The sequence below is a fragment of the Streptomyces yaizuensis genome (assembly GCF_034961445.1).
In the GTDB taxonomy this organism is placed as follows: Bacteria; Actinomycetota; Actinomycetes; order Streptomycetales; family Streptomycetaceae; genus Streptomyces; species Streptomyces yaizuensis.
Genome location: NZ_BSBI01000002.1, coordinates 572,541 through 590,895 on the forward strand (window position 1 = coordinate 572,541; position 18,355 = coordinate 590,895).

General features: G+C 73.5%; 19 protein-coding genes. 5 read left to right on the forward strand and 14 right to left on the reverse strand.

All coding sequences use genetic code 11. From position 1 onward, the window contains the following. Nucleotides 1-269 precede the first annotated feature (269 nt). Nucleotides 270-1,550, reverse strand: coding sequence for a pyroglutamyl-peptidase I family protein (locus SYYSPA8_RS06265; protein WP_323445936.1), 1,281 nt, complete (start codon nt 1,548-1,550; stop codon nt 270-272). Nucleotides 1,551-1,678: 128 nt separating this feature from the next. Beyond that, complete coding sequence (locus SYYSPA8_RS06270) at nt 1,679-2,632, reverse strand: SGNH/GDSL hydrolase family protein (RefSeq protein ID WP_323445937.1); 954 nt, start codon at nt 2,630-2,632, stop codon at nt 1,679-1,681. Nucleotides 2,633-2,940: 308 nt separating this feature from the next. On the opposite strand from SYYSPA8_RS06270, the gene SYYSPA8_RS06275 reads away from it, so the two are divergent. Then, the gene (locus tag SYYSPA8_RS06275) at nt 2,941-3,435 is read left to right on the forward strand and encodes a DUF3145 domain-containing protein (RefSeq protein WP_323445938.1); all 495 of its coding nucleotides are present in this window, start codon (nt 2,941-2,943) and stop codon (nt 3,433-3,435) included. Between the two features lie 89 nt (nt 3,436-3,524). On the opposite strand, the gene fabF is transcribed toward SYYSPA8_RS06275, so the two are convergent. The 5 genes from fabF to SYYSPA8_RS06300 all read right to left on the reverse strand — a co-directional run bounded on the left by fabF (nt 3,525) and on the right by SYYSPA8_RS06300 (nt 8,469). Further along, nucleotides 3,525-4,787 (reverse strand): beta-ketoacyl-ACP synthase II, encoded by a 1,263-nt coding sequence (fabF, locus tag SYYSPA8_RS06280; protein WP_323445939.1) that lies wholly within the window; start codon nt 4,785-4,787, stop codon nt 3,525-3,527. Between the two features lie 90 nt (nt 4,788-4,877). After that, a complete protein-coding gene (locus SYYSPA8_RS06285) occupies nt 4,878-5,126 on the reverse strand; it encodes an acyl carrier protein (RefSeq protein WP_323445940.1) in 249 nt (82 codons plus the stop codon). A 115-nt stretch (nt 5,127-5,241) separates the two neighbouring features. Then, a complete protein-coding gene (locus SYYSPA8_RS06290) occupies nt 5,242-6,243 on the reverse strand; it encodes a ketoacyl-ACP synthase III (protein WP_323445941.1) in 1,002 nt (333 codons plus the stop codon). A gap of 37 nt (nt 6,244-6,280) precedes the next feature. Beyond that, nucleotides 6,281-7,195 (reverse strand): ACP S-malonyltransferase, encoded by a 915-nt coding sequence (locus SYYSPA8_RS06295; RefSeq protein WP_323445942.1) that lies wholly within the window; start codon nt 7,193-7,195, stop codon nt 6,281-6,283. Between the two features lie 89 nt (nt 7,196-7,284). After that, nucleotides 7,285-8,469: a PucR family transcriptional regulator gene (locus SYYSPA8_RS06300; protein ID WP_323445943.1), complete on the reverse strand. Its 1,185-nt coding sequence runs from the start codon at nt 8,467-8,469 to the stop codon at nt 7,285-7,287. A gap of 167 nt (nt 8,470-8,636) precedes the next feature. Between SYYSPA8_RS06300 and SYYSPA8_RS06305 the strand changes: the two genes are divergently transcribed. Further along, on the forward strand, nt 8,637-9,293 hold the full coding sequence (locus tag SYYSPA8_RS06305) for a pirin family protein (RefSeq protein WP_323446326.1): 657 nt from the start codon (nt 8,637-8,639) through the stop codon (nt 9,291-9,293). Nucleotides 9,294-9,370: 77 nt separating this feature from the next. Here SYYSPA8_RS06305 and SYYSPA8_RS06310 read toward each other — a convergent pair whose 3' ends face one another. Together SYYSPA8_RS06310 and SYYSPA8_RS06315 are read right to left on the reverse strand one after the other, a co-directional pair. Then, the gene (locus tag SYYSPA8_RS06310; RefSeq protein ID WP_323445944.1) at nt 9,371-10,204 is read right to left on the reverse strand and encodes a serine hydrolase domain-containing protein; all 834 of its coding nucleotides are present in this window, start codon (nt 10,202-10,204) and stop codon (nt 9,371-9,373) included. A gap of 10 nt (nt 10,205-10,214) precedes the next feature. Further along, nucleotides 10,215-10,712, reverse strand: coding sequence for a GNAT family N-acetyltransferase (locus SYYSPA8_RS06315; RefSeq protein WP_323445945.1), 498 nt, complete (start codon nt 10,710-10,712; stop codon nt 10,215-10,217). A gap of 86 nt (nt 10,713-10,798) precedes the next feature. Here SYYSPA8_RS06315 and SYYSPA8_RS06320 point away from each other — a divergent pair, with 86 nt between their 5' ends. After that, nucleotides 10,799-11,302 (forward strand): MerR family transcriptional regulator, encoded by a 504-nt coding sequence (locus tag SYYSPA8_RS06320; RefSeq protein WP_323445946.1) that lies wholly within the window; start codon nt 10,799-10,801, stop codon nt 11,300-11,302. Between the two features lie 136 nt (nt 11,303-11,438). Beyond that, entirely contained in the window at nt 11,439-12,455 is a 1,017-nt protein-coding gene (locus tag SYYSPA8_RS06325) for an aldo/keto reductase (protein WP_323445947.1), read from the forward strand. A gap of 25 nt (nt 12,456-12,480) precedes the next feature. Here the strand turns inward: SYYSPA8_RS06325 and SYYSPA8_RS06330 are convergent, their stop codons facing one another. From SYYSPA8_RS06330 to SYYSPA8_RS06345, 4 genes are all read right to left on the reverse strand, one after another. Further along, nucleotides 12,481-13,164 (reverse strand): response regulator transcription factor, encoded by a 684-nt coding sequence (locus tag SYYSPA8_RS06330; RefSeq protein WP_323445948.1) that lies wholly within the window; start codon nt 13,162-13,164, stop codon nt 12,481-12,483. Continuing rightward, nucleotides 13,161-14,468, reverse strand: a complete 1,308-nt coding sequence (locus SYYSPA8_RS06335; protein ID WP_323445949.1) for a sensor histidine kinase — start codon at nt 14,466-14,468, stop codon at nt 13,161-13,163. The genes SYYSPA8_RS06330 and SYYSPA8_RS06335 overlap by 4 nt, the downstream gene beginning before the upstream one ends. Before the next feature lie 164 nt (nt 14,469-14,632). Continuing rightward, nucleotides 14,633-15,487: a DUF4429 domain-containing protein gene (locus SYYSPA8_RS06340; protein ID WP_323445950.1), complete on the reverse strand. Its 855-nt coding sequence runs from the start codon at nt 15,485-15,487 to the stop codon at nt 14,633-14,635. A gap of 76 nt (nt 15,488-15,563) precedes the next feature. Next, complete coding sequence (locus SYYSPA8_RS06345; RefSeq protein WP_323446327.1) at nt 15,564-16,706, reverse strand: alpha/beta hydrolase; 1,143 nt, start codon at nt 16,704-16,706, stop codon at nt 15,564-15,566. A gap of 376 nt (nt 16,707-17,082) precedes the next feature. On the opposite strand from SYYSPA8_RS06345, the gene SYYSPA8_RS06350 reads away from it, so the two are divergent. Next, complete coding sequence (locus SYYSPA8_RS06350) at nt 17,083-17,454, forward strand: peptidase inhibitor family I36 protein (RefSeq protein WP_323445951.1); 372 nt, start codon at nt 17,083-17,085, stop codon at nt 17,452-17,454. On the opposite strand, the gene SYYSPA8_RS06355 is transcribed toward SYYSPA8_RS06350, so the two are convergent. Beyond that, on the reverse strand, nt 17,435-18,286 hold the full coding sequence (locus tag SYYSPA8_RS06355; protein WP_323445952.1) for a potassium channel family protein: 852 nt from the start codon (nt 18,284-18,286) through the stop codon (nt 17,435-17,437). The two genes, SYYSPA8_RS06350 and SYYSPA8_RS06355, sit on opposite strands and share 20 nt — an antisense overlap. Nucleotides 18,287-18,355 lie beyond the last annotated feature (69 nt).

Sequence of the window (18,355 nt, forward strand, 5' to 3'; positions counted from 1 at the left end):
CCGTCACCCTGCTGACTGATCACGGTCGTGTCCCCCTGCCGGTTTCGGCGGTCTTCTCGCCCGTCCTGACGGTCGCTGCGCCCCGGGCGGCTTTGCCGTGGCACCTCAGAACGCTACCCCTGGCCGGACACCGCGGAACCATGATCGGACGCCGGGTCCGCGCCAACGGCCCCCAGCGGGACCGCCGATACGTTTCACCGGCGGGCCCCGGCCGTACGAAAGGGGCCCGGCGGCGACCGCCGGACCCCCGTCGTGTCACGCCCCTCGGCTCACGCCCCGGCCGCCACCTCGATGATCTCCCGCACCTGGCCCACGATGTCCTGCCGGTTCTTCAGGAAGGCCGGGTCGGTGATCTCGGTGGTGTTCCCCGCGCCGAACTCCAGCACCGGCGTGTGGACATGGCCGCCCGGGGTGTCCAGACCCAGCCGGTCCCGCAGCAGCGTCGCCCGGTACGCGATCTCGTTCGACAGGTAGTTCCCGCCGCCGCCCTGACGGGCCACGGACCCCGGCGTCGGCCCGCCGGGGCTGACGACCGGCGTACTGCCGCCCGCCGGGATCTCCTGCACGGAGGTGTTGTCGAGCACCGGGAAACGCCCCGTGGGCGCGGCCGTGATCGCCGCCACCGGCAGCGTGGAGCGCGTCCACTGCGGCTGCGTGGCCGGGTCGGCCACCGGGACCGTCTCCGTCCGCGAGACGTTCTCGTTGTCCGGGAAGCCGCCGCGCCAGGCCCCGTTGTGGCGCTCGATGTCGAAGCGGCCGGGACGCCCCTGGCTGACCGTGGTGAACAGGTCGGCCTCCGGGAGCCGTTCGCGCAGGGTCCGCTCCACCGTCCCGTCCGCGAAGTCCTGCCAGCGGACGGGGAAGACGGCCGCCTGGACGACCGCCGGGCCGCCGGCCGTACGGATCACGGTGCCGTCCAGCGCCAGCGCGGTGGCCCCCGACGGATTGCTGATCCGGATGTCCCGGTCGAGCGTGAAGGGGTCGAAGCCCGTCACCACGACCCGCTTCAGCGCCTTGCCCCGGTGCCCGTCCCCGCGCCCACGCTCGGGGAAGTCCATCGAGTCCTGGCCGCGCGAGGACCGCTCCAGGCCCGCCAGCAGGGCGGCCCGCCGCTCCCCGGTCAGCGGGAACGACGGCTGCCACTGGCGCAGTTCGCGGGTCATCCCCAGCCGTGCCCAGTACAGCGGACGGTCGTCGTCGCGGCTCAGATCGCCCAGCGCGGGGCCGCGCCCCTGGGCCCGGTCCACCGCCCGCTCCCACAGCTCCGAGGCATGGCGGTCGACCACCCTGCGGGCCTGCCCGTACGAGCCGGCCCGCTGGAGCGCGCGGCCGAACTCCGGTGCCACCGGCGCGAATCCGCTCCGCCGCAGGATCTCCTGGGGGACGGCCAGCGACAGCCGGGCCTCCTCCACCGTCGGGGCGACGGCGGCCCGCGGGCCGCCTTCCGGGCCCGGCGCCGGCGCGGCCGCCGCCGGGCCCGGCACGGCCAGGACGAGAGCGGCGGCGAACGCTGTGCCGGCCACGGTGGCGCGGGCACGTATCGGGGACATACGGAATCCTTCCGTCGAGGGGTGGCGGAAGTATCACCGGATGATCGTCCTTCTGGCCAGCCCCGCTCAGACCAGGAGGACGATCACCGCACGCCGCCGGTTCCGGCGCCCCCCGCGGCGAAAGGCGGCTACACCGGCGGCCGTTCCGCCGTGATGTTCCGATAGGCGATGTCCGCCAGCACGCCCTGGCCGTCCTTGCTCGGATGGAACCAGTCCCACCGGCTCAGCAGCTTCTCCCCGAAGCGGTAGTCGAACACCGCCCCGCCGTCGTAGCGGCAGCGGGTGTCCTTGGCGCAGATGTCCTTCAGGACGTCGTTGTAGGCCACCACCCGCTCCTGGACGTCGGCGCGGCGCCGCTCCGCCCGGGCGCTGGTGTCCTCCGCGTCGCCCAGCATCGAGGAGCAGATGCCCAGCTTCCACACCGCCCGCCCCAGCGGGTCGTCCTTGCCGGTGGCCCAGAGCCGGTGCAGATCGGGCACGCTGGAGACGTACACCTGGGCCTTCGGCGCCGTACGCCGCAACTCCCGCATCGCCCCGCTGAAGGAGGCCCGGAAGTCCGCGACGGGGGTCATCGTCCCCGCCGTCTGCGCGCAGGCGTCGTTGGCGCCGACGAGCACCGTCACCAGTTCGGGTCGGCGCTTGCCCGCCTGCGTCATCTGCCGGGTGAGATCGGCGACCTGCGCGCCGGTCCGGGCGAAGTTCCAGCTCCGCTGGGCGATCGTGGCCGGCTCCCCGCCGATCAGCCGCATCGCCAGACTGCGCACGCCCTTGTCGGTGCCGGTCGCCCAGGACGCCTCGGGGCAGTCCGAGAGCACCAGGCAGGCGTCGAACGCGCGCGTGATGGAGTCGCCGACGGCGGCGATCGAGTCGGGGCTGCGGTTCCATACGGGGGCGGTGCGCTTCTTGGCGGGCGCCCCGTGGGTCTGGCTGTCGGACGACGCGTCACATGCCGTCAGCGTCCCCGTGGTGAGCACCGCGGCGGCGGCCAGTGCCACCCCGGCTCCGCGCCCCCGTGGCGCTCGTCCTGCCCGCCGGCCCGTCCGGCCCCGCGAACCCACTGCGACCCCCTGGGTCTCGTCCATCCCGGTTTCCCCTCCGAATCGACTGCCCCCGAGGTCCTGCCGAGTGAAAGCATGGTGCGTACGGCTCCGGGACCGAGATTACGTCACCCCGGGGGCAGCCGTGCACGGTAGCTTTTCCCCGTCGGTTCCCGGTCGGTCCCCGGTCTGGATCCCCGCCGGCGCGGAGGCTTCGCCTCCGGCGGCCCGACGGCCCGGCGTTTCGGTAAATTACATCACGTCACATACTGTCCCTTTTGTGGAGATTAACTCCCGATGCTGTTTACTGAGGCCGCTGGGAAGGCGATCCTCGTCCCACACTGGAGGTCCCGGTGACGACACGTGGCGTTCTGTACGTTCATTCCGCCCCGCGCGCGCTCTGTCCGCATGTCGAATGGGCGGTCGCGGGCGTCCTCGGGGTACGGGTCCAGCTGGACTGGGTCCGCCAGCCCGCCGCGCCGGGCACCCTGCGGGCCGAGTTCTCCTGGCGGGGCGAGGCGGGGACGGCGGCCCGGCTGGCGTCCGCCCTGCGCGGCTGGCATCTGCTGCGGTTCGAGGTGACCGCCGAGCCGTGCGCCCAGGCCGAGGGCGAGCGGTACAGCGCCACCCCCGAGCTGGGGATCTTCCACGCCGTCACCGGGATGCACGGCGACATCCTCATCCCCGAGGACCGGCTGCGGGCGGCGCTGGAGCGGTCCGCGCGGGACGGGACGGGACTCGCGGCCGAGATCGAGAAGCTGCTGGGCAAGCCCTGGGACGACGAGCTGGAGCCGTTCCGGTACGCGGGTGAGGGCGCCCCGGTCCGCTGGCTGCACCAGGTCGTCTGAAGCGCCTCGCCCGGCGGTGCCGCGACGGCCGAAGGCCCGCACCCCGGGGGGCACGGGCCTTCGGCATGAGCGGTACGGCGGTACGGGTGTCAGACCGACCGGAACGCCAGGACCACGTTGTGGCCGCCGAAGCCGAACGAGTTGTTGATCGCGGCGATCGTGCCCTCCGGCAGCGCGCGCGGCGCACCGCGCACGACGTCGGCGTCGACCTCCGGGTCCAGCTCGTCGCAGTTGATGGTCGGCGGGGCGGTCCGGTGGTACAGCGCCAGCACCGTCGCCACCGTCTCGATGCCGCCGGCGCCGCCCAGCAGATGACCCGTCATCGACTTGGTCGCCGAGACGGCGACATGGTCGAGGTCGTCGCCGAGGACCTGGCGCAGCGCCTTGATCTCCGCCACGTCGCCCTGCGGGGTCGAGGTGGCATGCGCGTTCAGATGCACGATCTGCTCGGGCTTGAGGTCGGAGCTGTCCAGCAGGTTCCGCAGGGCGGCGGCGATGCCGCGGCCCCCGGGCTCCGGCTGGGCGATGTGGTGGCTGTCGGCCGACAGGCCCTGCCCCAGCACCTCGCAGTAGACGCGGGCACCGCGCCGGGCGGCGAACTCCGCCGACTCCAGCACGACCACACCGGCGCCCTCGCCGAGGACGAAGCCGTCCCGGCCCTTGTCGTACGGGCGCGAGGCGCGCTCGGGGTCCTCGTTGTTCTTGGACATGGCCATCATGCTCGCGAACGCCGCCACGGGCAGCGGGTGGATCGCCGCCTCCGTGCCGCCGGCGACGACGACGTCGGCGCGGCCGGTGCGGATCATCTCCACGGCGTAGCCGATGGCCTCGGCGCCCGAGGCGCAGGCGGAGACGGTGGAGTGGACGCCCGCGCGGGCGTTCACCTCCAGGCCCACGTTGGCCGAGGGACTGTTCGGCATGAGCATGGGCACGGTGTGCGGGGAGACCCGCCGCGAGCCCTTCTCCTTCAGTACGTCGTACTGGTCGAGCAGGGTGGTCACACCGCCGATGCCGGACGCGACGACCGTGCCGAGCCGCTCGGGCTCGATGGGTCCCTCGTCCCCGGCGGGGGCGGTGTAACCGGCGTCCGCCCAGGCCTCACGGGCGGCGATCAGCGCGAACTGCGCCGACCGGTCCAGCTTGCGGGCGAGCGGCCGGGGCAGGACCTCACTCGGGTCGACCGCCGCGGTGGCGGCGATCCGTACCGGCAGCTCGGCGAAGCGCTCGTCGTCCAGGAGCCTGGCTCCGGAGCGTCCGGCGAGCAGACCCTCCCAGGTTGACGCGCTGTCGCCACCCAACGGTGTGGTTGCGCCGATACCGGTGACGACCACGGTGCGATTGGTCGAGTTCACAGGAATTCATTCTCCACGTGTAGGGGGTGCACTGAATATGTACGGCGTCACCGCAAGGCGGCGACCAGCGCGTTCAGCCCTCGGCCAGGGTCAGGACTGGTGCTTCGCGATGTACTCCGCGGCGTCGCCGACCGTCTTCAGGTTCTTGACGTCGTCGTCCGGGATCTTGACCTCGAAGCGCTCTTCGGCGGCGACGACCACCTCGACCATGGACAGGGAGTCCACGTCCAGGTCGTCGGTGAAGGACTTGTCCAGCTTGACGTCCTCGACCGGGATACCGGCGATCTCGTTCACGATCTCCGCGAGACCGGCGACGATCTCTTCCTGCGTGGCGGCCATAGTGGCGCTCCTTCGATGTGTATAAGAGGGTGTGGTGTCCGGAAAATTCCGGATACCACTCCGGGGATACCGGCCCGGGACCGGCGGGGAACCGGCCCGGGAAAGATCCGGTTGACTAGGGGAGGGTAACGACCGTAGCCGCGTAGACGAGACCCGCCCCGAAGCCGATGACGAGCGCCGTGTCGCCGCTCTTGGCCTGTCCGGTCGCCAGAAGCCGCTCCATGGCGAGCGGGATCGAGGCGGCGGAGGTGTTGCCGGTGGTTTCCACGTCACGCGCGACCGTGACGTGCTCCGGCAGTTTGAGGGTCTTCACCATCGAGTCGATGATCCGCATATTGGCCTGGTGCGGGATGAAGACGTCCAGGTCGTCGGCGGTGATCCCGGCCGCGTCCAGCGCCTGCTGGGCGATCTTGGCCATCTCGAAGACGGCCCAGCGGAAGACCGCCTGGCCCTCCTGGGTGATGGCGGGGAACCGCTCGACGGTGCCGTCGCGGTAGTCCGTCCACGGCACGGTCTGCATGATGGTGTCGGACTTGTCGCCCTCCGAGCCCCAGACCGTGGGGCCGATCATCGGCTCCTTGGCGGGGCCCACGACCACGGCGCCCGCGCCGTCGCCGAAGAGGAACGCGGTCGCCCGGTCCTCCGGATCGGTCAGATCGCTCAGCCGCTCCACCCCGATGACCAGGACGTATTCGGCGGAACCATCGGTGACCATGCTCCGGGCCAGGGACAGTGCGTAGCCGAAGCCCGCACAGCCCGCCGAGATGTCGAAGGCGGCCGGCCTCTTCGTGCCGAGCTTGTCCGCGATCTCGGTGGCCACCGCGGGAGTCTGCTTGAAGTGGGAGACCGTGGCGACGATGACGCCACCGATCTGCTCCGGGGTGATCCCCGCGTCGGCGATGGCCTTGCCCGATGCCTCCAGGGACATCGCGGCCACCGTCTCCTCGGGGGAGGCCCAGTGCCGGGTGGCGATGCCCGAGCGGGAGCGGATCCACTCGTCGGAAGAGTCGATCTTCTCCAGGATCACCTCGTTCGGCACGACCCGGACGGGACGGTAGCCGCCCACACCCATGATCCGCGCGTACGGGGCGCCCTTGCTGGGCCTGATCTTCGCCATCTTCTCGGCTCTCCTTGTCAGCTGCTTCGGGCCGGTGTCAGGCCGTCGCGTGCTCGGCGGCGAGCGCACGGGCCGCGTCGAGATCGTCCGGGGTCTTCAGCGCGAGCGTCCTCACACCCGGCAGGGCACGCTTGGCCAGCCCCGTCAGGGTGCCACCCGGGCACACCTCGATCAGCGCCGTGACACCCCGGGCCGCGAAGGTCTCCATGCAGAGATCCCAGCGCACCGGGTTGGCCACCTGGCCGACCAGGCGCTCGACGACCTCGGCGCCGGTGGCGACGGTCCGCCCGTCCTTGTTGGAGACATACGACAGCCGGGGATCGGCGGGCGTCAGCTTCGCCGCGGCCTCGGAGAGGACGGCGACGGCGGGCGCCATGTGCGTCGTGTGGAAGGCCCCGGCCACCTTCAGCGGGATCACCCGGGCCTTGTCGGGCTTGTCCGCGCCGAGCGCCGCCAGCTGTTCCGCGGTGCCCGCGGCCACGATCTGGCCGGCGCCGTTCACATTGGCGGCGGTCAGGCCGAGCCCCTCCAGATGGGCGAGGACGGCCTCGGGGTCGCCCCCGAGCACGGCCGACATCCCCGTCTCGGTCACGGCCGCGGCATCGGCCATCGCCAGCCCGCGGGTGCGGACAAAACCGAGTGCGGCGGTCTCGTCCAGCACACCCGCGAGCGCGGCGGCGGTGATCTCACCGACGCTGTGCCCGGCGACGACGTCCGGGGAGAGCGCGCCGAGTTCCCGCGCGGCCAGCAGACCGGCCGCGACCAGCAGCGGCTGCGCCACCGCCGTGTCGCGGATCTCGTCCGCGCCGGCGTGGGAGCCGTAGTGGGCCAGATCGAGGCCGATGGCCGTGGACCAGCCCTCGACGAGTTCCGCCGCGCCGGGGAGGTCGAGCCAGGGAGTGAGGAAGCCGGGCGTCTGGGCGCCCTGGCCGGGAGCTACGAGTACGAGCACTCTCACACTCTCTCTCGACCACCGCCCTTGCCGCCCGTGGGGACAGGGACGAAGAACCGTCAGGGAGTTTGTTGGTGTCCCACAAAACGCTAGGAGTGGGTGTCCCCGTCGGCCAGCCGCCCGAGGATGAGGGCGATCCGCAGTGTGAAGGCGGACCGGACATCGGAGGGTGACCAACCGGTGACGTCAGTCACACGTCGTAGCCGGTAGCGCACGGTGTTGGGGTGGACGAACAACATCCGCGCCGCGCCCTCCAGGCTGCTCGCCTGCTCCAGGTAGACGCTCAGCGTCTCCAGCAGCGCGGAGCCCGCCTCCTCCAGCGGTCTGTAGATCTCCTCCACCAGCTGCTCGCGGGCGGCGGGGTCGGCGGCGATGGCCCGCTCCGGAAGCAGATCGTCCGCCAGAACCGGGCGCGGGGCGTCCTGCCAGGCGGCGCACGCCTTGAGCCCGGCCGCCGCCGCCTGCGCCGACCGGGTCGCGGCCAGCAGGTCCGGCACCACGGGCCCGGCCACCACCGGCCCGGCCGCGAACGGCCCGATCAGCGACTTCGCGACCTGGAGCGGATGGTCGCTGCCGCCCGCGATCACCACCAGACGGTCGCCGAGCACCCCGGTGAGCACCTGGAGCTTGGCGTGCCGGGCCGCCCGCCGGATCGCCTCCACCGTCAGCTCGCTGTCGCCGTCGGGCGCGGTGCCGAGGATGACGCAGACCCGGTCCGGCGAGTTCCAGCCGAGCGCGGCGGCCCGGGAGACCGCGCCCTCGTCCGCCTCGCCCGACAGGACCGCGTTGACGACCAGCGACTCCAGCCGGGCGTCCCACGCCCCGCGCGCCTCGGCGGCCTGCGCGTACACCTGGGCGGTCGCGAAGGCGATCTCCCGGGCGTACACGAGCAGCGCCTCGCGCAGCACCGACTCGTCGCCGGGGGCGGCCACCTCCTCGATCGCCGTCTCCATGACCTCGATCGTGGTCCGCACCATTTCCACGGTCTGGCGCAGGGTGATCGCCCGCGTCAGCTCGCGCGGGGCGGTGCCGAAGACATCGGTGGAGATCGCCTGAGGGGTGTCCGGGTGCCGGAACCACTCGGTGAACGCGGCGATACCGGCCTGGGCGACCAGACCGATCCACGACCGGTTCTCCGGGGGCATCGCCCGGTACCAGGGCAGTGTCTCGTCCATGCGCGCGATGGCGTTGGCGGCGAGCCGGCCGGACGACTGCTCCAGGCGGCGCAGGGTCGCGGTGTGCGGATGGGCGTTGTTCGTTGCGGGTTCGGGCACGGGGACAAGAGTGCCTTATCAGGACGGCGCAGTTGAGTCCCGGGGCCGAAGAGACCCGCCGGACGCCCGCGTCGGCGCCGGTCACGGCGGGGGCGGGGAGGATACGGAGCCGCCCGTACCCGCGCGGGTACGGCCCGCCCGCCGACGTGGCCTACGGTGGGGGAGTGATCGACGTACGCCGTGCGGAGGACCGCTACCCGGGCGGGGAGCCGGAGGCGGGCATCACCACCCGCCACGCCTTCTCCTTCGGACCCCACTACGACCCCGGCAATCTCCGCTTCGGCGCGCTCATCGCCTGCAACGAGGAGCGGCTGGCCCCCGGCGCGGGCTTCGCCGAGCATCCGCACAGCCACACCGAGATCGTCACCTGGGTCGTCGAGGGGGAGCTGACCCACCGCGACCCGGCCGGCCGGGCCACCGTCGTCCGCCCCGGGGACCTCCAGTGGCTCAGCGCCGCCTCCGGCGTCCGGCACACCGAACGCAACGACGGCGAGCGGCCCCTCGTCTTCGTCCAGATGTGGCTGGCGCCGCTGGAGCCCGGCGGGGAGCCCGCGTACGAGGTGGTCCGCGCCGTCGGCGACAGCTACGCGGTGCCCCGGGCGGGCGCCGTGCTCCGGGTGGTCCGCCCGGCCGCGGGGGAGCGGACCGAACTGCCCGGCGCGGCCGCCGACCATGTCCACGTCCACGTCGTCCGGGGCGAGGTGCTGCTCGACGGCGAGCGGCTGGGCCCCGGGGACGCGGCCCGGATCAGCGGCGGCGGGCCGGTCGGGCTGCGCGGGGCGGCCGGCCCGGCGGAGGTGCTGGTCTGGGAGATGAGCGGCTGACCGGGCGCGCGTCCGGGTGCGTCAGCCCCGGCTGTGTCCCGCTGCCGCCGGTTCGGCGCGGACCGCGTCCGTACGCCTCAGCCCCGGCCGTGTCCCGGCGCGGCCAGTTCGGCGAGGACCGCGTCCGTGAACTCCGGCCAGACCTCGACCGCCCACGGCCCGAAGGCGCGGTCGGTGAGCGCCACACAGGCGGCGCCCGCGTCCGGGTCGATCCACAGGAAGGTGCCCGACTGCCCGAAGTGGCCGAAGGTGCGCGGCGACGAGGTGAGCCCGGTCCAGTGCGGGTCCTTGCCGTCCCGGATCTCGAAGCCGAGACCCCAGTCGTTCGGCCGCTGCCGGCCGTACCCGGGCAGCAGCCCGTCAAGACCCGGATGGGTCACGGTCATCGCCATCAGCACCGTCCGCGGGTCGAGCAGCCGGGGCCGCTGCACCTCGGCCGCGAACCGGATCAGATCGGCCACCGTCGAGACGCCGTCGCGGGCGGCCGAGCCCGCGAGCGAGGTGTCGGCCATCCCCAGCGGCTCCAGCACCGCCTGGTGCAGATAGTGCGCGAAGGGAATGTCCGTGACCTTGGCGATGTGGTCCGCGAGCACCTCGAACCCGGCGTTCGAGTACGTACGGCGGGTGCCCGGCTCGTAAGTCGCGCGGTGCTCGTCGTAGGCCAGGCCCGAGGTGTGCGCCAGCAGATGACGGACCGTCGAGCCCTCGGGCCCGGCCGGCTCGTCCAGCTCGATCGCGCCCTCCTCGTAGGCGACGAGCACGGCGTACGCCGCGAGCGGCTTGGTCACCGACGCCAGCGGGAAACGGTGGGTCAGCGGCCCGTGCGCGCCCGCCACCGTGCCGTCCGCGCGGACCACGGCGGCCGCCGCCGTCGGTACCGGCCAGTTCTCGATCATCGCCAGGCTCTGCATGCGTACGAGCTTAAGGTCGGCCGAGGGTGAGCCGCATCGACGGGTCGGGTGTGCGGACGAAGCCCAGCGACGCGTACAGCGGCTCCGCCTCGGCCGAGGCCCGCAGATCGACCCTCGGCACCCCGCGCTCCCGGAACCAGCCGAGGAGCGCCGCCGTGCAGGCGCGCGCGTGGCCCCGGCGGCGCAGGCCGAGGTCGGTGGCCACATTGAAGACATGGCCGGTCAGGCCCTCGGGGTTGCCGGGGCCGCCGAGCCGGCGGTCCACGGTCCCCACCGCGCAGGCGGCCAGCCCGCCCGGCCGGTCCACCACGAAGGCGGCGAGATCGCCGTCCGGGTCGCCGAGGCGCCGCCGCAGCTCCGCGACGGCCCGCTCCTGCCACGCGGTGTCGGTGCCGGGGCCCGCCATCGACTCGATCATGACCTGGCGGAGCCGGACCAGCTCCTCCGCGTCCTCGGGAACGGCGGGGCGGGCGGGAGCTGCGGGCTGTGCGGGGCGCGCCTGGTCCATGGGGCGGAGGATAGGACCGGATCCGGGCGAGGGCGAGGGGATTTCCGCTTGCTTGGAGTCCACTCCAAGGTTCTAGCGTGGGGGGCATGACGCTGATGGACAGCAGCCCCCGGCCCGCCGTGCGCCCCGGGGAGCGGGACCGGTACACGATCAGCGAGGTCGCCGCGCGCACCGGACTCAGCGCGCACACCCTGCGCTGGTACGAGCGGATCGGGCTGCTGCCCCACGTCGACCGGTCGCACACCGGACAGCGCCGGTTCGCCGAGGACGATCTGCGGTGGCTGGACTTCGTCGGCAAGCTGCGGCTGACCGGGATGCCGGTCGCCGACATGGTCCGTTTCGCCGAGCTGACCCGGGAGGGCGAGCACACCATGGCGGCCCGCCGGGAGCTGCTGGTCCGGACCCGCCGCGATGTCCTCGGCAGGATCGCCGAGCTGGGGGAGACCCTCGCGGTGCTCGACCACAAGATCGACTTCTATGGCGGGGCCCTGCGGACCTCCGGGGAGCCGGTGGCGGCCACGGCCACTGCCACTGCCACTGCCACTGCCGCCGTGCCGGGCCTGGCCGTCGGCGGGTGCGGGTCCGGCTGAACGGACCGGCCCAGGGGCCCGTATCCCTTGACGGACCGTGCCTGACGCGTACCCGTACGTACTCGGAAGACGGCTGTAACCACCGCCACCATCGTGACCACCGCGACCACCGCGACGACAAGGAGACCGGACCGCCATGAGCGAGCAGAGGATCGAACAGGTGCGCCTCGGGACCGACGGGCCCCTGGTCGGGGTCCAGGGCCTGGGGTGCATGGGCATGAGCGAGTTCTACGGCGAGACCGACGAGGCGGCCGCCCGCGCCACCCTCACGGCCGCGCTGGACGCCGGGGTCACCCTCTTCGACACGGCGGACGTCTACGGGCGGGGCGCCAACGAGGAGTTCCTCGCGCCGTTCGTCGCCGCCCACCGGGACGAGATCGTCATCGCCACCAAGTGCGGCATCGAGCGCACCGACGACCCGACGCACCGGGCGGTCCGCAACGACCCCGCGTACATCCGCCGGTGCGCCGAGGCCAGCCTGCGGCGGCTGGGCGTCGACGTGATCGACCTCTACTACCTGCACCGCAGGGACCCGTCCGTGCCCCTCGCCGAGGCGGTGGGCGCGCTCGCGGAGCTGGTGGAACGCGGCCTCGTCCGCCACCTCGGACTGAGCGAGGTCACCGGCCCCGAGCTGCGCGAGGCGCACGCGGTGCACCCCATCGCGGCCCTCCAGTCCGAGTGGTCGCTCTTCAGCCGGGACGTGGAGGACAGCGCGATCCCGGCGGCGGTGGAGCTGGGCGTCGCGGCGGTCCCCTACTCGCCGCTCGGGCGCGGCTTCCTGACCGGTGCCTTCTCCGACGCCGCCACCGAGCTGACGGCGGACGACTTCCGGGCCCACCTGCCCCGTTACTCGGGCGACAACGCGCGGACGAACACCGCGCTCCTCGACCCCGTGAAGCGGATCGCCCGGGAGCACGGCATCACCCCGGGGCAGGTCGCCCTGGCCTGGGCCCAGCAGCGGGCGGAGGTCCACGGCCTGGCCGTGGTGCCGATCCCCGGCACCCGCAGGCCCGACCGGATCCGGGAGAACACCGCCGCGACCCGGCTGCGGCTCACCGCCGACGACCTCGCCGCGCTGGAGCCGCTGGCCGCGCAGGTCGCCGGGGAACGCTACCCGGAGTCCATGAAGTTCACCTCGGCCTCCCGCGAGTAGCCGGGCCGCAGGCGCGGGGACCCGCTCAGACCGCGCCGGGCCGGACCAGGCCGGATTCGTACGCGAAGATCACGGCCTGGGCCCGGTCCCGCAGCCCGAGCTTCGCGAGGATCCGGCCGATATGGGTTTTGACGGTCTGTTCGGCGACCACCAGCCGGGCCGCGATCTCCTGATTGGACAGGCCCTGGGCGATCAGCTCCAGCACCTCCGTCTCCCGGGGCGTCAGCTCCTTCGGCCGGGCCACCGGATCCCGCCGGTGCGCCGGGCGCTGGGCCGCGAAATCCGCGATCAGCCGGCGGGTGACGGAGGGCGCGAGCAGCGCGTCCCCGGCCGCGACCACCCGTACCGCCGCGATCAGATCCGCCGGCGGCGCGTCCTTGAGGAGGAAACCGGACGCGCCCGCGCGCAGCGCCTCGTAGACATAGTCGTCCACGTCGAACGTGGTCAGCATCAGCACCCGGGGCCCCTCGGCGCCCTGCTCCCGGTCCTGGTCGCCCAGGATCTCCCGGGTCGCGGCGAGACCGTCCAGCTCCGGCATCCGCACGTCCATCAGCACCACGTCCGGGCGGAGCGCGCGGGCCGCGTCGACCCCGGCCCGGCCGTCCGCCGCCTCCCCGGCGACCTCGATGTCCGGCTGCGCCCCCAGCAGCGCCGCGAACCCCGCCCGCACCATGGCCTGGTCGTCCACGATGAGCACCCGGATGGTCATGGCCTGTCGTCCTCCGCCGGTACGGGCGTCCCCAGCGGCAGACGCGCGGCCACCCGGAAACCGCCGTCCGGCAGCGGACCGGTGTCCAGCGTGCCGCCGGTCAACCGTACGCGCTCGCGCATCCCCACCAGACCGTGCCCGGTACCGGCCGCCGTCTCCAGCGGCGGGTGCGGCGCCGCCGCAGCTTCGTTGACGACGAGGACCACCAGATCCGTACCGTCCGAGGTCACCGAGACCCGGGCCGCCGCCCCGGGCGCGTGCCGGACCACGTTCGACAGCGCCTCCTGGACGATCCGGTACGCCGACAGGTCCACGGCGGGCGGCACGCCCTTCACCGCCGCCCCCGGCGCCAGGCTCACGGGCACCCCCGCCCGTACCGTCGCCTCCACCAGCTGCTGGAGCCGGGACAGCCCCGGCTGCGGGGCCAGCTCCCCGCCCGTGTCCTCGCTGCGCAGCACCGCCAGGAGCCGGCGCATCTCGGTCAGGGACTCCCGCGCGCCCGCCGCGATCGCCGCGAACTCCTCCCCGGCGGCCGGGGGAAGCCCCCGCACCCGGTACGGGGCCGAGTCCGCCTGCACGGTGATCACCGACATGTGGTGGGCGACCACGTCGTGCAGCTCCCGCGCGATCCGGGTCCGCTCCTCCAGCAGGGTCCGCCGGGTGCGTTCCTGTTCGCTGATGGTCTCCTGCGCCACGAGCCGGCGCTGTGCCTCGCCGCGCTCCCGCAGCGCGCCGGTGACGAGCAGCACCACGCCGGCCACGACGATCACGAGCACATGGGTGCCGTCGCTCCAGGTCTGCGGTATCAGCTCGAAGAGGAAGCCCACCAGCGCGGTGAGGAACCAGACGCCGAGCAGCGTGTGGCGCGACTCGCGCAGCCCGAGGCAGACCATCAGCAGGACATAGCCCAGGACGGTGGCGACCGGCCAGGGCCAGGTGACGCTCTCCTTCTCGGCGGCGGGCGAGGCGAGCAGCGCGAGCGCGCCCACCACGTCGGCGCTGCCGATGATCCACCACGCCTGGAGCGGCCGGGTCAGGGCGAGCAGCAGCGGGGCGGTCTGCACGGTGGCCAGGGACCCGGCGACGACGCCGTTCATCCCGTAGGCGTTGGACAGGACGAAGCCACCGACCGGCAGCAGCACGGCGACGGCCAGGAACATCAGGACGTACGGCAGCCGTCGCGTCCTCCCCGCGGCGGTGGTGAAGGGCGTGGCGGCGTGGGACGGGGTGCTGATGCCGCGCGCGAGCAGCCGCGTCTGTTCGAGGGCGGACCGCCACAGCGGGGGCTGGGGTGACTGGGACATGATCACGTCAGCCTAGGCACCTCCCGCCGGCGGGTCGTCATACCGGGGTGGTGACCCGGGCCCGGGGCGTCGTACTGGGGTACCGGGGTATCACCCGGTGAGCACCGGCCGGACCGTGCCCGCCGGACCGTGCCCGCCGGGGCGCTGGCCCGCCGCCGGGGCGCTCACAGCTCCGCCAGCAGCTCCGCCTTCTTGGAGCTGAACTCGTCGTCCGTGACCAGCCCCGCCCGGTGCAGCTCCCCGAGGTGCCGTATCCGCTCGGCGATGTCGGCGGGGTCGCGCCGGGCGCTGTGCAGGGCCGGTACGGGCGGGCGCCCCGACCGCTGCACCGACTCCAGCACCGCCGCGGCGAACGGCAGCGACTCGTGGACCGGACCGTTGCGGGGGCCGAAGACCACCGCGGCGGGGTCCTTGTCGACCTGCGGGGGCCGGTCGGGCTCGGCGCGGGGCAGCAGCCGCAGATAGCCGTGGGGCGCGTCCGGGGAGCGCCACTCGACCCCGCTCAACTCGCTCACCTCGAAGGTCTGGTCGCCCGCCTTCCACTTCGTGGACGAGGCTCCCGTCCACGACCAGCGGAAGTCGACCTGGCGGCCGTCGAAGGAGGCACGGGCGTCGTACGCCTTGAAATGCAGCGGCGCGCTGGGCGCCGCCACCGCGTACCGGTCGGCCGGCCGGTCGGCGTCACTGGACAGCACCGCGCGCAGCTCCCGCGCCCAGAACCCGGCCGCGGCCTCCTCGTCGGCCGCGAGCACCAGCCGGTAGGGGTCCGTCTCCTCCTTGAGCTGTCCCGCGGCCGCCTCCATCAGGGGATCCGCGCCCGGTCTCGGCGCCAGACGCAGCACCACCGTCCCCCGCTTGCCCGGAGTGAGCGCCACCGACGCCAACGCTTCGTGGGGGATGCGGCGTTCGCGGAGCGCCTGGAACAGCTTCGGCGTGCGATGTCCCCGTTCGAAGCGGATGAGCACGGAGTCGGCCTCGAACTCCCATGTGGCTTGAATTCCCGCCAGTACATCACCCATACGCATCATCGTAGGCGTCACCGGCCCGCGCGTCGCCCCTTGTGGGCAACCTGCTGTTCATGATGTTCTACGCGCGTCAGACCGCCGCTTCACGGTAAATATCACTCCGGCAGGCGTCGCCGTCGCCCGCGCAGCTCACCCCCTCGTAGGCTCCCACGGCTATCTCGGCGAAGTTGACCACACTCTCCGTACCCGGCTCGAAATAGCCGCTATGGCCGATAGCGCCCGCTGCCGACACCACCCGGGCCCCGAACTCGGGGGCCACCGGGTCCGCGCCGTGGCCGATCCCGACGACCTCCAGATGGGGCACCGCCCCGATCCAGTCGTCGCCGTCCCGGGTCGCCCACACCCGGGCGCTGGCCCCCAGCTCGGTCACATGGGACGCGCGCATCCCCGGGCTGCCGGCGACGGCGATGTCGGTCACCCGCGCGGGCAGCCGGCGGGCCGCGAGACCGCAGACCACCGAGCCGTAGCTGTGGCAGAACAGCGCCACTCCGGCCCGCCGGGGCAGCGCCCGCGCCAGCGCCGCCAGCCGCACCGCGCCCTCGCCGGCCAGCCGCCCGGTCACCGAGTCCATCCCGATCCCCGTCGGCGCCGTGTAGTCGGCCCAGGCGACCACCGCCGTACGGACCCGGGGGGCGGCGGCCCGCTGCGCCGCGTACAGCGACTCGGCCATCCCCCGGGGCGCGGTGTACCGGCGGGAGGTGCGCTGGAAGGTGAGGAGCCCGGTGTCGACGCCCGGCACGATCACCGAGATCCGTGCCGCCCGGTCCAGATCGCCGAGGACCTCGGCGACCCGGCCCCGGCCCGCCGGGTCGAAGGCGAGGATCTGCCGCCCGGGGCGCAGCAGCGTCCGGAGCCGGTGGATCCGGCGGAGCGTCAGCTCGCGGCCCACGGCGCTCAGCCGGGCCGTGGCCGCGCGGGCGCGCTCCTGGCGCAGGGCACGGCCGAGCGCGATCCGGTTGGCGCGGTAGCGCAGGGCCGCGGGGGCGCCGTTCAGATTGCCGACGACCAGGGGGTGGCGGCGGGCCAGCCGGTGCCGCCCGGAGTGGCCCACCGAGGCGAGGAAGGCGGCGATGTGCCCCGGCGGACCGTCGGCGGCGGGCAGCGGGCGGCCGTGCACCCGGGCCGTACGCCACCGCTCCAGCTCGGCCGTGCGCGGATCACCCGGAGCCGTGGCGTACGGCGGGCCGGCGGTCCATCCGGTGGTCGCGAGCATCAGCAGCACGACGGAGAGAACCAGCGCCGTACGCCAGAACACGAAAGCGGAAGCAGGAACAGAAGCAGAAACAGAAGCGGAAACAGAAGCAGAAGGGGAATCGGAATCGGAATCGGGGGAGGGGCCGGAGAAAGTCACTGCGCGACACCCTAGAACCGTGAGCGCGCGACCCGGGTGAACCGGATGACCGATCACGTGTCCGGGGGAGCGGACGGCGCGCGGACGGGGGACACGGAGCGCCGGGTCAACGGCGGCGGTCAGCCGCCGGCGGCCGGTGTCGCCCATGGGGGTGGTCCCCGCGCGGAACCCGGCCCGCCCGCCGGACACCGGGGTCAGGGTGCGGTCATACGATCCGTTCGACATCCCGGGGGACCCCATGCGGACCACCACCCTGCTGCTCGCCCTGACTCTCACCCTCACCCTCGCCGCCACCGCGACCGCCGCGTCCACCACCGCCCCGCCCCGGCGCGCGGAGTGCCCCACCGGCGCGCTCTGCCTCTGGGAACGGGAGGACTTCCGGGGCGCACGCCGGATCCACGAGCTGCACACGACGGACATCGACAGCTGTGTCCCGCTGCCGCCGGGCACCACGGCACAGGCACTGGCCAACCGCACCGGACGCCCGGTCACCACCTACCAGTCGCCGGAGTGCGCCGAGACGGGGGAGTTCGAGACCTACCCGGGCTCGGGGACATGGGTGCCCGCCTCCCCGTATCTGATCCGGGCGTTCAAGCTCTGGGAGAGCTGACGTCCCCGGAAGCGGAAGCGGAAGCGGAAGCGGAGTTGGAGTTGGAGTTGGAGGTGGAGTCCCCGGGCGCCGGCCGCTGGGGCACCACCCCGGCCACACCGGGCGGCGCGGCCGCCGACAGCGCCGCCACCTGCTCCCGCAGCGCCCGCACCTCCGCCGTCAGCGTCTCCAGCAGCTCGGTCTGCTGCCGCCCCGCCGCGTCCTCCCGTTCGAACCGGGAGATGAACCAGGCCGCGATGTTCGCGGTGACCACACCCAGCAGGGCGATCCCCGACAGCATCAGCCCCACCGCGAGCACCCGGCCGAGCCCCGTCGTCGGCGCGTGGTCCCCGTACCCGACCGTCGTCATCGTCGTGAACGACCACCACAGCGCGTCCCCGAGGGTGCGGATGTTGCCGCCGGGGGAATCCCGCTCCACCGACAGCACCGCCAGCGAACCGAACATCAGCAGCCCGACGACCGCGCCGCCGACGTACACGGTCAGCGTCAGCTGCGAGGCCATCCGGGCCCGCCGCCCCACCAGCAGCAGCGTGGAGACCACCCGCAGCAGCCGCAGTGGTGCCAGCAGGGGCAGCGCCACCGCCAGCAGATCCAGCGGATGCCGCCGGACGAACGCCCAGCGCGCGGGCGCCAGGGCCAGCCGTACGCCGTAGTCCACGGCGAACGCGCCCCACACCGCCCACTCCGTCGCCGCGCACGCCCGCCGCACCAGGGGATCCGCGCCGGGCGCCACGATCGGCAGCGCGTACGCCGCGCCGAACACCACGGCGAGCAGCAGCAGGGGATTCTGGGTCCGGGCCTCCCAGCGGGCGAGCCCGGTGCGTTCCTTCATGTGCGGCATCGTAGGGAACGCACCGGGAGCGGCGGCCCGCCCGGGACCGCCGCCCCACTCCCACGGGTG

Excerpts from the sequence above, each read along its gene's own strand:
- SYYSPA8_RS06265 (WP_323445936.1), bottom strand. The coding sequence starts at position 1,550 with ATGTCCCCGATACGTGCCCGCGCCACCGTGGCCGGCACAGCGTTCGCC.
- SYYSPA8_RS06270 (WP_323445937.1), bottom strand. The coding sequence starts at position 2,632 with ATGGACGAGACCCAGGGGGTCGCAGTGGGTTCGCGGGGCCGGACGGGC.
- SYYSPA8_RS06330 (WP_323445948.1), bottom strand. The coding sequence starts at position 13,164 with ATGACCATCCGGGTGCTCATCGTGGACGACCAGGCCATGGTGCGGGCG.
- SYYSPA8_RS06355 (WP_323445952.1), bottom strand. The coding sequence starts at position 18,286 with ATGAAGGAACGCACCGGGCTCGCCCGCTGGGAGGCCCGGACCCAGAAT.
- SYYSPA8_RS06335 (WP_323445949.1), bottom strand. The coding sequence starts at position 14,468 with ATGTCCCAGTCACCCCAGCCCCCGCTGTGGCGGTCCGCCCTCGAACAG.
- SYYSPA8_RS06310 (WP_323445944.1), bottom strand. The coding sequence starts at position 10,204 with ATGCAGAGCCTGGCGATGATCGAGAACTGGCCGGTACCGACGGCGGCG.
- SYYSPA8_RS06345 (WP_323446327.1), bottom strand. The coding sequence starts at position 16,706 with ATGCTCGCGACCACCGGATGGACCGCCGGCCCGCCGTACGCCACGGCT.
- SYYSPA8_RS06320 (WP_323445946.1), top strand. The coding sequence starts at position 10,799 with ATGACGCTGATGGACAGCAGCCCCCGGCCCGCCGTGCGCCCCGGGGAG.
- SYYSPA8_RS06285 (WP_323445940.1), bottom strand. The coding sequence starts at position 5,126 with ATGGCCGCCACGCAGGAAGAGATCGTCGCCGGTCTCGCGGAGATCGTG.
- SYYSPA8_RS06290 (WP_323445941.1), bottom strand. The coding sequence starts at position 6,243 with ATGGCGAAGATCAGGCCCAGCAAGGGCGCCCCGTACGCGCGGATCATG.
- SYYSPA8_RS06340 (WP_323445950.1), bottom strand. The coding sequence starts at position 15,487 with ATGGGTGATGTACTGGCGGGAATTCAAGCCACATGGGAGTTCGAGGCC.
- SYYSPA8_RS06315 (WP_323445945.1), bottom strand. The coding sequence starts at position 10,712 with ATGGACCAGGCGCGCCCCGCACAGCCCGCAGCTCCCGCCCGCCCCGCC.
- SYYSPA8_RS06325 (WP_323445947.1), top strand. The coding sequence starts at position 11,439 with ATGAGCGAGCAGAGGATCGAACAGGTGCGCCTCGGGACCGACGGGCCC.
- SYYSPA8_RS06350 (WP_323445951.1), top strand. The coding sequence starts at position 17,083 with ATGCGGACCACCACCCTGCTGCTCGCCCTGACTCTCACCCTCACCCTC.